At 71.2% G+C, this 14,790-nt stretch carries 14 protein-coding genes and 1 pseudogene; 5 read left to right on the top strand and 10 right to left on the bottom strand.

Features of this window, described 5'->3' with window-relative positions:
• Nucleotides 1–15: 15 nt before the first annotated feature.
• The 10 genes and pseudogenes from E4T13_RS23430 to E4T13_RS23385 form a co-directional block, all read right to left on the bottom strand.
• On the bottom strand, nt 16–1,059 hold the full coding sequence (locus E4T13_RS23430; RefSeq protein WP_137180748.1) for an ArsJ-associated glyceraldehyde-3-phosphate dehydrogenase: 1,044 nt from the start codon (nt 1,057–1,059) through the stop codon (nt 16–18).
• Nucleotides 1,056–1,916, bottom strand: a complete 861-nt coding sequence (locus E4T13_RS23425) for a metalloregulator ArsR/SmtB family transcription factor (RefSeq protein WP_137180747.1) — start codon at nt 1,914–1,916, stop codon at nt 1,056–1,058. Before E4T13_RS23425 ends, E4T13_RS23430 begins: the two co-directional genes overlap by 4 nt.
• 262 nt (nt 1,917–2,178) lie before the next feature.
• On the bottom strand, nt 2,179–3,513 hold the full coding sequence (locus E4T13_RS23420) for an MFS transporter (RefSeq protein ID WP_137180746.1): 1,335 nt from the start codon (nt 3,511–3,513) through the stop codon (nt 2,179–2,181).
• 20 nt (nt 3,514–3,533) lie between these two features.
• A pseudogene (locus tag E4T13_RS23415) lies at nt 3,534–3,761 on the bottom strand (copper-transporting ATPase); the annotation flags it as partial.
• Nucleotides 3,762–3,908: 147 nt separating this feature from the next.
• Nucleotides 3,909–4,232: a hypothetical protein gene (locus E4T13_RS23410; RefSeq protein ID WP_137180745.1), complete on the bottom strand. Its 324-nt coding sequence runs from the start codon at nt 4,230–4,232 to the stop codon at nt 3,909–3,911.
• A 200-nt stretch (nt 4,233–4,432) separates the two neighbouring features.
• On the bottom strand, nt 4,433–5,626 hold the full coding sequence (locus E4T13_RS23405; RefSeq protein ID WP_137180744.1) for an efflux RND transporter periplasmic adaptor subunit: 1,194 nt from the start codon (nt 5,624–5,626) through the stop codon (nt 4,433–4,435).
• Nucleotides 5,627–5,629: 3 nt separating this feature from the next.
• Nucleotides 5,630–7,990: an ABC transporter permease gene (locus E4T13_RS23400; RefSeq protein WP_170985184.1), complete on the bottom strand. Its 2,361-nt coding sequence runs from the start codon at nt 7,988–7,990 to the stop codon at nt 5,630–5,632.
• Complete coding sequence (locus tag E4T13_RS23395; RefSeq protein ID WP_240791253.1) at nt 7,987–8,763, bottom strand: ABC transporter ATP-binding protein; 777 nt, start codon at nt 8,761–8,763, stop codon at nt 7,987–7,989. The genes E4T13_RS23400 and E4T13_RS23395 overlap by 4 nt, the downstream gene beginning before the upstream one ends.
• 47 nt (nt 8,764–8,810) lie before the next feature.
• Entirely contained in the window at nt 8,811–9,341 is a 531-nt protein-coding gene (locus E4T13_RS23390) for a cytochrome b (RefSeq protein ID WP_170985183.1), read from the bottom strand.
• Between the two features lie 16 nt (nt 9,342–9,357).
• On the bottom strand, nt 9,358–9,666 hold the full coding sequence (locus tag E4T13_RS23385) for a PepSY domain-containing protein (RefSeq protein ID WP_137180741.1): 309 nt from the start codon (nt 9,664–9,666) through the stop codon (nt 9,358–9,360).
• 126 nt (nt 9,667–9,792) lie between these two features.
• Between E4T13_RS23385 and E4T13_RS30035 the strand changes: the two genes are divergently transcribed.
• From E4T13_RS30035 to E4T13_RS23360, 5 genes are all read left to right on the top strand, one after another.
• On the top strand, nt 9,793–10,041 hold the full coding sequence (locus tag E4T13_RS30035; RefSeq protein WP_170985182.1) for a hypothetical protein: 249 nt from the start codon (nt 9,793–9,795) through the stop codon (nt 10,039–10,041).
• Nucleotides 10,042–10,210: 169 nt separating this feature from the next.
• Entirely contained in the window at nt 10,211–11,959 is a 1,749-nt protein-coding gene (locus E4T13_RS23375; RefSeq protein ID WP_137180739.1) for an aconitase X, read from the top strand.
• Nucleotides 11,960–12,212: 253 nt separating this feature from the next.
• Nucleotides 12,213–13,121, top strand: coding sequence for an aminotransferase class IV (locus E4T13_RS23370; RefSeq protein ID WP_137180738.1), 909 nt, complete (start codon nt 12,213–12,215; stop codon nt 13,119–13,121).
• Nucleotides 13,118–13,816, top strand: a complete 699-nt coding sequence (locus E4T13_RS23365; protein ID WP_206030278.1) for a GntR family transcriptional regulator — start codon at nt 13,118–13,120, stop codon at nt 13,814–13,816. Before E4T13_RS23370 ends, E4T13_RS23365 begins: the two co-directional genes overlap by 4 nt.
• Nucleotides 13,813–14,790, top strand: a complete 978-nt coding sequence (locus E4T13_RS23360; RefSeq protein ID WP_137180737.1) for a tripartite tricarboxylate transporter substrate binding protein — start codon at nt 13,813–13,815, stop codon at nt 14,788–14,790. The genes E4T13_RS23365 and E4T13_RS23360 overlap by 4 nt, the downstream gene beginning before the upstream one ends.

The raw sequence follows: 14,790 nt of genomic DNA, 5'->3' as shown, positions 1-14,790 counted from the left end.
CCGTCAGATCCCGGTTCAAATGCCCGCTTCGCGCATGTGGCAGGCCAGGTCGACCATGCGGCAGGCATAGCCCATCTCGTTGTCGTACCAGGCATAGACCTTCAGCAGCGTGCCGTCGGTGACCATGGTGGAGGGCGCGTCCACGATGGAGCTGCGTGTGTCGCGGGCGTAGTCCGCGCTGACCAGCGGCCTCGCCTCGTAGCCGAGGATGCCGGCGAGCGGGCCGGCAGCGGCGGCCTGGAACAGCGCGTTCACCTCCTCCGCGCTCGTCTGTCGCTGCATCTCGAAGACGCAGTCGGTGAGGGAAGCATTGAGGACCGGCGCGCGCACCGCATGGCCGTTCAGCTTGCCCTTGAGTTCGGGGTAGATCAGCGCAATGGCGGTCGCGCTCCCCGTGGTCGTCGGCTGGAGCGACAACATGGCGCTCCGTGCCCGCCGCAGGTCCTTGTGGGGTGCATCCACCACCACGTTGGTGTTGGTCGGGTCGTGGATGGTGGTGATCTGGCCGTGGCGAATGCCGATGGCCTCATGCACCACCTTCACCACCGGCGCGAGGCAGTTGGTGGTGCAGGAGGCCGCGGTCACGATCGGGTGCCGCGCCGGGTCGTAGAGGCCCTCGTTCACGCCCACGACCACGTTGAGCACGCTGTCGAACTTCACCGGCGCGGCGACGATCACCCGCTTCGCGCCGCGGTCGAGATGGCCCTGCAGCGTCTCGGGTGAGAGGAACTTCCCGGTGCATTCCAGCACGATATCGACACCGAGGTCGCCCCAGGGAATGTCGCCAGGCCTGGCATGCTCGCTGAAACCCAGCCGCGTGCCGCCGATGCGGATCGCCCTGGCGCCTTCGGCCGCGATCGCTGTCCGCCAGCGTCCCTGGACGCTGTCGAATTCCACCAGGTGCGCCGTCGCTATGGGGCCGCCCTTGATCTCGTTGACATGCACCACGTCGAGCCGGTTGCCAGCGCGTGGGTCGTCCTCAGGCCGCTCCGCCGCGCCCATCGCCGCGCGCAGGGCGAGCCGCCCGATGCGGCCCATGCCGTTGATGCCAACCCTCATGCCCGGGTTCCCGCGTTGAGCGGCTGCGCCAATTCGTCAAGGCGCGCCTTCATCGCCATGCGGTCCAGCGCGCCGAAGGAGAGGCTGGTGAAGATGGACAGCCGCCGGTGCAGGGCGGCGTAGAGCTCGTTCAGCAGCGTCGCCCGCTCGGTGGCGGTCCCCGAGAACTTCGCCGGATCCGGCAGCGGCCAGGCCGCGGTGACGTGCGTGCCTTCGAAATCCGGGCAGGCCTGCAGGTTCAACGTGTCGCAAAGGGCGATGACGAAATCCATGCGCGGGGCATCGGGTCCGGTGAACTCGTCCCAGGACTTCGAGCGCAGTGCCGAGACGTCGTGGCCCATCGCCTTGAGCTGCGCCAGGACCTCGGGCAGCGGACCTGCCGGCAGCGGCTCGGAACCGGCCGAGAAGGCGCGGAAGCGACCCTGCCCGATGTCGTTCAGGATCGCCTCGCCCATGATCGACCGGGCCGAGTTGCGCGTGCAGAGGAACAGGACATTGAAGGTCGCCGGTGTCATCCGGGCGGTCTCCCTGGGGGTGTCGAACAGACGGTGCAGATCGCCGCACCGCGCCGGGTCACCGTCGCAGCAGGCATCCGCGAGGAAGGTCAGCAGGGCGCGCAGGCGGTCCACCTGCGCGGCGTAGATCAGGCTGCGCCCCTGCCGGGTCGCGGCGATCAGCCCTGCCTGGTCGAGCGCGCGGAGGTGGAAGGACAGCGTCGAGGGCGGCACGCCGAGCCGCGCGGCGACGTCACCGGCGGCGAGCCCGCTCGGCCCGGCCGCGAGCAGAACGCGCAGCAGGTCGAGGCGCGTTTCCTGACCCAGTGCAGCAAAGGCGAAGGCAACCCTGGACGATTCCATGATTCGAAGATAATCGAATCGTGCGGCCGAACCAGTGAAGCTTCCATGACAGGCGCGTTCAGCCTGCCGCGCCTACGCGGCTGGCAGGTCGAACCATCGCTCCCCAAGCGCGGAGCGCCGGCCCGACTGCGGCGTTGCCGGAGGCGAAAAGCGCGAAGACCTGCGCGGTGGTGAAGGGCAGCATGTCGGCGCGCGCCTGCGTGGCCAGGAGGCCAAAGGCTTCGCTGGTCACCTTGTCCTCGCCATCACCCGCATCAAGGGATCAGCGCGGCCACTTCGGGTGCAGCTCGTCGATCACGAAGGCATGACGGTGGCGGAGGCTGTCCGGCCCGGTCGGGACCGGCCGGTGGTCGTTCGCGCGGTGAGGGTGCTCCGCAGGCAGGCCAGCATGGTCGTGCTCGATCTCCTCCGGGTCATGCCGCGGCCAGAGCGCCGCCGCCGCGACGAGCCCCACCACCGCCAGCACGGCCAGCACCAGGCAGGTTGGCCCGAGCCCGATCGTCGCGCCGAGGCTGCCGGCGAGCGGATAGGTCAACAGCCAGCATGCATGGCTCAGCGCGAACTGCGCGGCGAACAGCGCCGGCCGGTCGCCGGCATGCGCGGAACGCCTGAGAAGCCGTCCGCTCGGCGTCAGCACGAGCCCGTTGCCCAGGCCGAGCAGCGCCCAGACCGGCAGCAATGCTGGCCAGGACGGCACCAGTGTCGCCAACAGCAGCCCACCGACCAGCAGCGCGGCGCCGGCCAGCATTGCCATGCGGTCCGTCACGCGCTCGCCGAGCAGGCGTGGCAGGATGAGCGCCGCGGCCATGGAGCCCAGGCCATAGGCCGCCAGCGTCCACGCCACCTCTCTTTCCCCAAGGCCGAAGCCCGCCCGCACCAGCACCACGGTGTTCACGATCACCATCGCGCCGGCGGCGGCCACGGAGAGGTTCAGAGCCAGCAGCCCGCGCAGCCGTGGAGTCGCGAGATAGATGCGCGCTCCGCGCGTCGTGCGGCGCCACGCGCCCACGGAGGTCGTCGGCGGCTCGGGCGAGGGCAGCACGACGGAGAGCACCAGCGCCGCCGAGGCGAGGAAGCCGAGCGCGTTCAGCCCGAACAACCAGTGGAACCCGATCATGCCGAGCAGGGCCGCGGCGATCGCGGGGCTTGCCAGCGCCTCGAGGTCGTAGGCCAGCCGCGAGAGGGAAAGCGCCTTCGTGTACTCCGCCTCGTCCGGCAGTATGTCGGGGATGGTCGCCTGGAAGGTCGGCGTGAAGGCGGCGGAGCCCGATTGCAGCAGGAAGATGAGGAGATAGACCTGCCAGACCTCGGTGACGAAGGGCAGGCAGACCGCGACGGCGGCCCGCAGCACGTCGAGAGCGACCAGCAGGCTGCGCCGCGGCACCAGGTGGACGAAAGCGCCGGCGACGGGCGCGATGCCGACATAGGCGATCATCTTGATCGCCAGCGCCGTGCCCAGCACCACGCCGGCATCGGCGCCCGCCAGTTGATAGGCCAGCAGGCCGAGTGCGACGGTCGCGAGGCCGGTGCCGAGCAGCGAGAGCACCTGGGCCAGAAAGAGATGACGGTAGATCAGGTTCGACAGCGGCGACAGCATGCACCTGCACCCCGTTGCAATCACTGTAAGCGAGCCCTGCGTAGCCTCAATGCATTACCAACCACGCTCACCGAGGACAGCGCCATGGCCGCCGCCGCGATGAGAGGCGAGAGAAGAATGCCGAAGAAGGGATACAGCACGCCCGCCGCGATTGGCACGCCCGCCGCGTTGTAGGCAAAGGCGAAGAACAGGTTCTGCCGGATGTTGCGCATCACAGCCCGCGAGAGCCGCCGCGCCCTGACAATGCCGGTCGGGCATGACGCGGAACTGCCGGACCTCCCGGCCGATCGGGATGACCTGGGAGATGCCGGGGATGGTGAGCAGCCGCGGGCGCATTACCCAGTCGGCCAGGTCGCGCAGTTCCATCGGGCCGACCGAACCATCCGCCGGCGCGGTCATCGCCACCAACCTTGGCGCTCGGCGGCAACCTCCTGGCCAGCGAGGGTCAGGGTGACAGAGCCATCCAGGGGGCTGTTGTCGGCGTAGCGGTCGAGCGTGACGGTCAACGCGCCGCCCGGCTGCAGGATCGCGACGATCTCGAACAGGTCGCCGTGGGCTTCGGCCCGTGGCAGCGCAGCAGCAACCGGCTCGGGTGCTGCGCCGTGGTCGTGCCCTTCGTGCGCGGCGGCAGGCCGGTGGAGGAGGAGCAGGGCGAGCAGACCGAGGGCGACAAGTCGCCGTGCTGCCGGCAGCTGGCTCAGGGAGGAACGAAGAGGCATGCAGGGCTCCTGGAAGCATCCTCCATGCCGCCACGTGTGCGACGGTGCCGCGCAGGCTTATGACAAAGTGTGTCCGTAACGATCACAGGGCGGGTGCGACGACGCGTTGGAGCCCTGGTGCCCCACCAGGATCAAGAGCCACCCGCCAGAAGTGGCGCTTGCCGGAGTGGCGCATCCGCGTTCGAACCTTGGCCGACGGCTTACCTTGTGCCGCCAACGCGGACGCCGTCGCGCAGCGTGCTCGGCGGAAACAGAACGACGGTCTCGCCCGCCATCAGGCCGCCGGAGATCATGGCGCTGCGCGCCGCGCGGCGCACCACCTCGACCCGACGCTCGCGCGCCGTGCCGCCCTGCACCACGAACACCGCCCAGCCGGCACCCCGCCGGAACAGCGCGCTGACCGGCACCAACACGGCGTCCTCGATTGCCTCCACCGTGATACGCGCATCCACGCGGAACCCGTCGCCAAGCGCGCCCCACCGCTCTCGGGGGCTGATGAGGTCGACCACCACCCACACCCGCTGCTCCTCGACGCCGAGCGCCGAGACCCGGGTGAAGGCGCCAGGCTCGACCCGCCGGACGCGGCCTTCCAGCGGAACGGGCCCGCCCCACCGCTCGATCGTCACGGGCGCGCCGGGGCGGATGCCGACCGCCTCGGCGGTGAGGACATCCACCACCACTTCCAGGTCGGCCGGGTCGCCGAGTTCGAGCAGCGGCGCGCCGGAGGCGACCACCGCCTCGCTCTCCTGCAGCACGCGCAGCACGCGGCCGGCCACGGGCGCGCGCACCTCATGGCGCTCCAGGCTACCCTGCTGCGCGTCAGCCGATGCGAGCAGCGCACGCGCCTGGTCCAACTCGTGCTCGGCGGCGTGCCTGCGCCGCTCCGCCGCCAGCATGTCACGCGCGGCCGTGCGCTCGGCCAGCTCCGCACGCTCCAGCTGTTGAAGCGGCGCCGCGCCTCGCGCGTGCAGGGCGCGGACCCGGGCGGCATCCGCCTCCGCCTGGGCCTGCTGGGCGGCGGCGCGCTCCACCAGGACGCCAGCCTGCTGCAACATGGCCTCCGCCGCGCCGACGCGCTCCTCGGCCTCGCGCCGCGCGCGCGGGCTGAGCAGGGCCGAGGGCGCTGCAACGATCTCCGCGACCAGGTCGCCACGCCCGATCGTATCGCCGGCGCGCACGCCGATCCGCAGTACCCGTCCGGCGACGGGGGCGGAGACGACGTAGCGGTCCCGCACCCGCGTCCGCCCGTCCTCCTCCACCACCGCCTCGAAGCGGCCGCGGGTGACAAGCTCGGTCTCGACCAGAATCGGTCGCGGCCGAAAGGCGAGGAATGCAGCGCCAGCCGCCAGAAGGACGGCCGCGGCAACCAGCGCCCGGCGGACGTGCCGGTTCATGCTTCAGTCCCTCGCCTTCAGGGCGGCAACCAGGTCGAGCCGGTCGATCCGCCGCCGCACCACCACCGCGCTGGCGAACGCCGCGCCGAGCACGACCAGCGCCGCCGCCGCGAATGTCGTGCTGCTGATCACGGCCGGCACGTCGAAGCTTTCGTTGTCCCGCGCACCCAGGATCAGCGCGACGATCCACTGCGCCAGCAGCAGCCCGAGCGGCACCGCCACCAGCACTGCCAGCGCCAGTTCCGCGAGCAGGATGCGCGATACCTCCTGCCGCGTGAAGCCGAGGACACGGAGGCTCGCCATCTCCCAACCCCGCTCCTGCAGCGCGACGCGGGCGCTGTTGTAGACGACGCCCACCGCGATGATCACGCCGAAGCCGGTGAGCGTGACGGCGCTGGTCAGGACCAGCCCGGCGATGACTTCGTCGAAGACACGCAGCCACACCGCTTTCACGTTGGTCGCCGCGACGCGCGGGCGCTCCGCGAGCTGCCGCCACAGCGCCTCGGCCGCCAGCGGGTCCACGCGCAGCGCGACATGGGAGACGAGGTCGTCCTCGCGCATCAGGCGGTTCAGCGCGCCGATCTCCATCAGCGCGGTGTAGCCGATGATGTCCTCGACCAGCGCGGCGACCGGCAGGTCGTGCACGCGGCGGGCGCCTTCCAGCACCTCGACCTGCACGGTGTCGCCCGCGCGCACGCCGAGCCGCTCGGCCAGGCGCCGGCTGAGGGCCAGGCCGTCCTGCGGGATCGGCACGGGGCGGAGGTCTGCGTCACGCGGCACGCGCAGCTCCGCGCTTTCTGGCAGGCCGGTGACGGCGAGCAGACGGCTGCGCTGTGCCGCGCGCAGCCGGACTGGCACGATGCGCTGCCCCTCCGCCGCCAGCACGCCGGGCAGGCGCGCCATCTCGCGCACGGCGCGAGAGGGGCGTGGGTCGGTGAGCGCCACGAAGGCGTCGCCGCGCTCGATGCGGTCGAATTGCAGCTCGACCATGCTGTCCATCGCGTCCCACCAGAACAGTCCGAGCACCACCATCGGCACCGCGAGCGCGATGCCGAGCACGGTCAGCGCTGTGCGCAGCGGGCGGCCGAGCAGCCCGCGCAGCGGAACCTTGGCTGCGGCGCCGAGCCGTCGTCCCACGCGGCCGAGCGCACCGCCGCCGAAGGCGGTCGGCCGCGCAGGGCGCAGCCCCTCGGCGGCGGGCTGGCGCAGGATCCGCCGGAGCGCGGCGAGGACCCCGAGCAGCGCGACCGCGAAGCTCGCCGCGGCCGCGAGCAGCGGCAGCCAGGGTGGCAGCAGGTAGGCCATCTCCGGGAAGCGGAAGAAGGGCCGGTAGTTGCCGAGCATGCCCGCCCCCATCCAGGCGCCTGCCGCGATGCCGAGTGCGGAACCCAGCAGGCAGATCACCGCCACGAACTTCGCGTGGTGCATTGCGATCGGGAATGACGGGTAGCCGAGCGCCTTCAGCGCCGCGACCTGCTCGCGCTGCGCCTCCACCATCCGGCCGAGCACGACGTTCAGCAGGAAGGCTGCGATGCCGAAGAAGACCAGCGGCACGGTCACCGCCAGCGTGCGCTGCTCGGCCAGTTCGTCCTCCAGGAAGCGATGGGAGGGCTGGTCGCGCCGTCCGTAGGCGCCGCGCCCGCCCCAGGGCAGCAGAAGGCTGTCCAGCTCGGCGATCACCGCGGGTTCGGAGGCGCCGGGGGCGAGGGTCAGCACCGCCTCGCTGAAGGCGCCCTGCATGTCGAAGGCACGCGCCACCGCCTCCTCATTTGCCCAGAGCACGACGAAGCCGCGGTCGTCGGGCAGCGGGCTGCCCGGGCGGGACGTGAAGACGAATTCCGGCGAATGGGCGATGCCGGCAATGCGGAAGCGTTCGCGCCTTCCGTTCAGGATGACAGCGATCTCGTCGCCGGGGCGGACCTGCCACGCCTCGGCGAAGGCGGCATGGATCACCGCCTCGTCATGCCGGGTCGGTTCCGGCAGGCGGCCGGCGATCAGCCGCAGCCGGTTCAGCGCCGGCTGTTCCCCACTGGTCGGTAGGGACAGGACGCGGCCGGCGACGGGCACCTCGGCGCCCGGCCAGTCCACGCGGGCCTCGCCGCCTGCGCGCCCTTCCGCCACCGCCACGCCCGGGATCTCGGCGATTCGTGCCAGCAGCGTGCGTGGCGCCCGCTTCACCTCGGCGAAGACCTCGGCAAAGCGGCTCTCGGCGTAGAAGGCCTCCTGCGCGCCGCGGAGCGAGAGGAAGCTGCTCACCGACATGACCAGTACGGCGACGCCGGCGCCGACCAGCAGAGCGATGGTCAGGACCTGGCCGCGCAGCGCCCAGAGGTCGCGGAGCAGCTTGCGGTCCAGCACGCTCACCAGACCAGCTCCTCGGGCGCCAGGCGCCGCGTGTTCGTCTCGATCGCGACGATGCGCCCGCCGCCCATGCGCAGCACCCGGTCCGCCATGCCGGCGATCGCGGCATTGTGGGTGATGACAACGGTCGTCGCGCCGACCTCGCGGTTCGCCCGCGCGATCGCCGAGAGCACCAGCTTGCCCGTCTCGACGTCGAGCGCGCCGGTCGGCTCGTCGCAGAGCAGGGCGTCGGGGCGCTTGACGATGGCGCGCGCCACCGCGACGCGCTGCTGCTCGCCACCGGAAAGCTGGCCCGGGAAATGGTCGAGCCGGTGCGATAGCCCGACCAGTGCGAGCGCCTCCTCCGGTCGCATGGGGTCGCGCGCGATCTCGGCGACCAGTTCGACATTCTCGAGGGCGGTGAGGCTGGGGATCAGGTTGTAGAACTGGAACACGAAGCCGACATGGTCGCGGCGGTAGGCGGTCAGCGCCGCCTCGTCGGCTCCGGTCAGCTCATGATCCCGCCAGGCGGCGCGGCCGGTGGTCGGGGCGTCGAGCCCGCCGAGGATGTTCAGCAGCGTGGACTTGCCGGAACCCGAGGGTCCGAGCAGAACGACGAACTCGCCCTGCAGGATGTCGAGGTCGAGGTCACGCAGCGCGTGCACCGTGGCGTCGCCGCTGCCGTAGCTCTTGCACAACCCGCGCGCGACGAAGACCGGGGTCGCACCGGTCGTCTGGGAATCGCCTTCCGGGGGCGCTGCGTCGGCTGCCATCGTCATGGGCGTCCGGCGCAGCATGGCACGTTTCGTAGGCCGGCGAGGGCAAAGGCGTCGCGGATTGCCCTTCAGCCCCGCACCATGCGGGAGATGGCTCGGTCCCGCAGGACGAACTGGTGCCAGAGCGCCGCCAGGACGTGTGCCGCGATCGCCGCGAGCATCAAGTTGGCCAGCACCTCATGCGCCTCGCCCCAGATGCGCCCCCCAGGCACCGGGAACGGGGCCGGCAGGGGCACCCCGCCGAAGACCGTGACCGCCCGGCCCCGCGCCCAGCGGTCGAGCAGCCCGCTGAGCGGCACGCCGATGGTGAGGCCAATCAGCGCGATGTGCATGGCGACGGCCGCCAGGCGCTGCCAGGCCGGCCCTTCCGCCGGGGATGGTGGCGCCATCGCACGCCAGGCGACGCGCAGCGCCGCGAAGCCGAGCACCAGGACGCCGAGGCTGTAGTGCACCTGCATCGCCAGGTCGCGGCCAGCGCCGCGTGGGAACTCCTCCATCGTGCTGCCGACCACCCAGGCCGAGAGCACCAGCAGCGCGGTTGCCCAGTGGATGGCGCGCGTCGCCATGCCGGGGGAGCGCAGCTCGACAGTCGTCGCCATCACTGTCCTCCCGCGCTTAGCGGCTGCGCGGCGCGACGGCGCCGGTCGTGGCATCCACGCGGAGCTCCACCCGGCGCCCCTGCGCGTCGTTGGCCTTCACCTGCCAGCCGCCACGCTCCCACTCGAGCTCGCTGATCGCGGTGTAGCCGGCGCCGAGCACGGCCGCGATGGCGGCGGGGGCGTCGAACCGGGCATTGCCGGGCGTCACCGCTTCCGCCGTGCGGCGGTCGGGGCGGTTGTCGCCGGAGGAGGCCAGCGCGGCCCCGAGCGGGGCGGCGACGGCGAGCGCCAGGGTGAGGGCGGCGACAGGACGGATGCGGGACATCTCGGATCTCCAGGGTTCGGCGTTGCGGCCTCTCCGCAACGGGGCGCATCCTGCTCGACACCACCTGAACCGGCGCTGAGCTGCCCGTTCAGCCACGGTTCAGGCGGGCGTCCCGATGCTGCCCGGATGCGCCGAGCCCCGCTGCCGATGCTGATGCTGTCCCTGCTCTCCCTGGGCGTGGCGGATGCACGGGGCGATGGCCGGCGCGACCACGAGCGCGCCTGCGCCGCGCTGGCCGCCGGGGAGATCCGCCCGCTGGCCGGTGTGGTGTGCGCGGGCGAGCGGCTGCAACTCGCGCCGCTCCGGCGCCGTCAGCTCGATCGCTACCGCGCCCCTGCCCATCGCCATCCCCCACGACCACCATCAGAATCGTAGGGACTGCGCGATCAGGACGCTGGCAGGTTCTCGGCCTCGGCCCACACCGGGGCCCGATAGCGGCCGGTTGCCTCGTCGATGCTGTCGGCATAGGCGATCAGATCGCCCTTGGAAGCCAATGCCTCCGCCTACGTCGCGGGTGGCCAGCCGCCACAGGATCGGAGAACGCATGAACGACGCCATTCTCCGCGGACGCTCGCTGGTGCCCGGCACTGCTGCGGGGCCCCTGCTGCACGCCGATCTGGGCCTCAGCTTCTGGGGCGGGGTGTCCGCGCAGACGGGGACCGTCATCGACAAGGAGCATCCGCTTTACGGGCAGTGCGTCACCGGGAAGGTCCTGGCCATCCCGAGTGGCCGCGGGTCATGCACGGGAAGCGCCGTCCTTCTCGAACTGATCATGAGTGAAGCGGGCCCCGCCGCCATCGTCTTCTGCGAGGACGAGACCATCCTGCCCCTGGGGGCGCTCATCGCTGATGCGCTGTTCGGCCGCAGCCTGCCGATGGTCCGTCTCGATCGCGGTGCCTTCGAGCTGTTGGGAACAGCGCGGCACGCAACAGTCAGCGACGGTCAGGTCACCGCCCTCGGCGCATCGGCATCGGCGGCGGGCCGGCAACTCCCGCCATTGCCCGACATCGATCTGGAACTCACCGAACGTGATCGCGCGATGCTGGACGGCGCAGACGGCCCCGCCCGGCAGCTGGCGATGCGCATCGTCCTCGCGATGGCCCGGCTGGAAGGCGCCTCCAAGCTCATCGACGTCACCCGATGCCATCTCGATTGCTGCATCCACACAGGCCCGGTGAGCGTCGCGATCGCCGAGCGCATGCGCGACCTTGGTGCCAAGGTGAAGGTCCCGACGACGCTCAACGCGATCTCGATCGATCGCAGCCAGTGGCGCATTCTCGGCATCCCGCCCGAGCGCGCGGCGGAGGTGGAGCGGCAGACGGACGCCTATCTTCAGATGGGTGCGCAGCCCAGCTTCACCTGCGCTCCGTATCTGCTCGAAGGCGCACCCGGCGTTGGGGAGCATGTCGGGTGGGCGGAATCGAACGCGGTCGCCTTCGCCAACAGCGTCCTCGGCGCCAGGACCGGGAAGTATCCCGACTATCTCGACCTCTGCCTGGCGCTGACCGGCCGGGCGCCCTTCAGTGGCTGCCACGTCGACGCGCACCGAAAGGCGCGGCTGCACATCCACGCGGCGGCTCCCACGGATGCGGACGACTCACTGTTCCCGTTGCTGGGCTACCTGGCCGGGAAGCTGTCGCCGCACGACATCCCCGTGCTGACGGGACTGGAGCAGACATCGCCCTCGCGGGACGATCTGAAGGCCTTCGCCGCGGCCTTCGCGACAACCTCCGCGGCGCCGATGTTCCACATCGCCGGCATCACGCCGGAAGCGCCGGATCTGTCGTCAGCGCTGGATGAAGGGCCCGTCGCCGGCCCGCTTCGGATCGGCGCTCCCGACCTGCTGGCCGCTTGGGAACACCTGAACGGCGCCGATACGTCTCAGGTCGGCTGTATCGCGATCGGCAACCCGCATTCGTCGCTCGAGGAGATGCGATTGATCGCCGGCCTCTGTCACGGACGAACGAAGTCCGCCGGAACGCAGGCCATCATCACGACCAGCCGTGCCGTGCTCGCCCAGGCAAAGGCCGCCGGCATCGCGCGATCCCTCGAACACTTCGGCTTCCGCCTGGTGACGGACACCTGCTGGTGCATGATCGAGGAGCCCGTCATCCCGAGCACCCCCGGCGGCCTGCTTACCAATTCCGGCAAGTATGTCCACTACGGGCCGGGCCTGACCGGCCAGCGCGTGCGCTTCGCCGGTCTTGCAGCCTGCGTCGATGCCGCTGCGACGGGCATGTTCGCCGGCGCGCCGCCGGCGTGGCTCGTGCGCGCTGCATCGGACACAGATTGATGCACGCGCCGTCGGCGCAGCACGAGCTCATGACGCCGCTGGCGGCCACGCTGCCAGGCCACAGCGCCAGGTGCCGGGCTGTCCGCCTTTCCTGAGCCCGTTCGCCGTTGGCGGGCGTGCAGCCGCATCGAGCTCCGTGCCGGGAGCTGGTGCCCCCCTGAGACGGCGATTGACCAGCCTCGTTCTGGCTGCCTAATGTCGACAGTCGTGTGTCGTTCAAGGGACGTGATGCCGCCTATCTCCGAGGGCTACCATGGCCGGTAGCCAGGATTTCCCCGCCGATCCGCGCAATTCGGGCGTGCGCGTCTACGTCAACGGCGCCTTGGTCCCGCGTGACGAGGCGCGGGTCTCGGTGTTCGACGCCGGTTTCGTGCTCGGCGACGGCGTCTGGGAGGGGGTACGGCTGCACAAGGGGCGTCTCGTCTTCCTCGACGCGCATCTCGACCGGCTGTTCGAGGGGGCGCGCGCCATCGACCTCGACATCGGCATGACGCGGGCCGGGATCGTCGCCGCGCTGCACCAGACGCTCGCCGCGAACGACATGGAGGACGGCGTCCATCTGCGCCTGATGGTCACGCGCGGGCTGAAGAAGACGCCGAACCAGGATCCGCGCCACACGATCGGCCCTGCGACGGTCGTCATCGTGGCGGAGTGGAAACAGCCGAACCCGGCGCTGCAGACGCGCGGGCTCAGCCTCTTCACCTCGACCATCCGCTGCTCGCCGGCCGACATGTTCGACATGCGGCTGAATTCGCACAGCCGGCTCAACCTCATCACCGCGCTCATCCAGGCGATCAAGGCCGGGGCGGACGAGGCGCTGATGCTCGACCCGCACGGCTTCGTCTCCTCCTGCAACGCCACCAACTTCTTCTTCGTGCGCGGCGGAGAGGTCTGCACCTCGACCGGCGACTACTGCTTCCAGGGTATCACGCGCGGCAACGTCATCGCGCTGTGCCGCGACAATGGCATCCCGATCCGCCTCGGGAACTTCGCGCTGAAGGATGTCCATGCGGCGGAGGAGGCCTTCGTGACCGGCACCTTCGGAGGTCTCACGCCGGTCAGCGCCGTCGATGGGCGCGCGCTGCCGGCGGCGCTGCCGGGACCGCTCACGCTGCGCCTGAGGGATCTCTATGGCGCGCTGAAGGACCGCGCGGCGAGGTGAGCGCATCAGCGCCGATCGCCGATGCCCCGCTGGCGCGCGTGACGCTGCGCCAGGGTGCCGCCGATGCGCTGCGCGCCGCGGTGCTGTCCGGGCGGCTCGCGCCCGGCGCGCCGGTGGTCGAGGTGGCGCTCGCGCGCGCGCTTGGCATCTCGCGCGCCCCGCTGCGCGAGGCGATCCGCGAGCTGCTTGAGGAAGGGCTGCTGGTGCAGCAGCGCGCCTGGGGCGGGGTGAGCGTCGCGCCGCTCGACGCCACCGTGGCGCGGGAGCTGTACACGCTGCGCACCACGCTTGAGATCTTCGCCTTCGAATGCGCCTGGGACCGCCGCGACGCGGCGTTCCGCGCTGCCCTGGCGCAACGCCGCGGCACCTTGTGCGCGGCGATCGACGCCGGCGACGACGAGGCCGCCATCGCCGCCGAGCTCGCCCTGCACGGCGTGGTCTACGAGACCGCCGGGCATGGCCTGCTGCTGCAGGCCTGGGGCGCCATCCGCGGGCGGCTCGCTTTGTACTGGGCGGCGCATCATCGCGCGCATGGCCGGCCCGGGCCGCGGCGGGACGCGCATGACGACTACATGCGCCACGCGCTTGGCGACGACCTGGACGCGATGCGCGGCGAATTGCGGGAGCACATGCAGCGGGGCCTGGCGACCGTGCTGCGCTTCATCGAGGACCGGGAAAGGGAACACCAGCCATGACGATCGCCTCCACCCGTCGCGCGCTGCTCGCCGCGGGCGCGCTGCTGCCGCTCGCGCGCCCGGCGCTGGCCCAGGCCTTCCCGAGCCGACCGATCCGCTTCATCAACCCGTATCCGGCGGGCGGCATCGTCGACCTGGTGATGCGCACCCATACCGAGGAACTCGCCGCCGAACTCGGCCAGCCCGTGGTGATCGACGTGCGCACCGGGGCGGGCGGCGTCATCGGCTCGCAGCAGCTCGTGCAGGCGCCGCCGGATGGGCACACCTGGATGATGGCGGCTCTCGGCAATCTGGTCGGGCCCATGCTGACGCCCTCGGGCTTCCATCCCGTTGAGGCCGTCCAGTGCCTGTCGCTCGTCTCGCACAGCGTCTCGGTGGTGGTGGTGCGCGGCGACAACCCGGCACGCAGCATGGAGGACTTCGCCGCCCAGGCGCGTGCGCGGCCGGGCCAGCTGAACTACCTGCGCGCGGGCAACGGCACCTTCACCCATATCTCCATGGAACTGATGCAGCAGGCCATGGGCTTCCAGGTCACGGCGGTGGATTACCGCGGCCTGCCGCCGGGCATCCTGGACCTGCTGGCCGGGCGGCTCGACGTGGCCGTGCTGAGCACCGGGCTGGTCAAGCAGCACATCGCCGATGGCCGGATGCGGGCGCTGGCCGCGATCGGCACCACCCGCTCACCCGATTTCCCGGACCTGCCGACGCTGAGCGAGATGGGCCTGGCCGCAGCAAACCTCGATTCCTGGTACATCGCCATGGCGCCCCGCGGCCTGCCCGCGCCTGTGCTGGCGCGCATCCACGCCGCCTATGTGAAGGTGCTCTCGACGCCGGCGGTGCAGCAGAAGCTGCGCTCGGTCGGCACCATCCCCGCGCCGAGCCTGCCACCGGCTGCAGAGGTGCAGGCGATGCTGGCGCGCGAGTACACGAAGTTCGAGCGCCTGATCCGCGAGGCGAACATCCGCGCCGGTTGA

The sequence above is a fragment of the Roseomonas sp. AR75 genome, from assembly GCF_005222815.1.
Taxonomy (GTDB): Bacteria; Pseudomonadota; Alphaproteobacteria; order Acetobacterales; family Acetobacteraceae; genus Falsiroseomonas.
The sequence above is the reverse complement of the archived record's forward strand: the minus strand, read 5'-3'. Positions and strand labels throughout refer to the sequence as shown.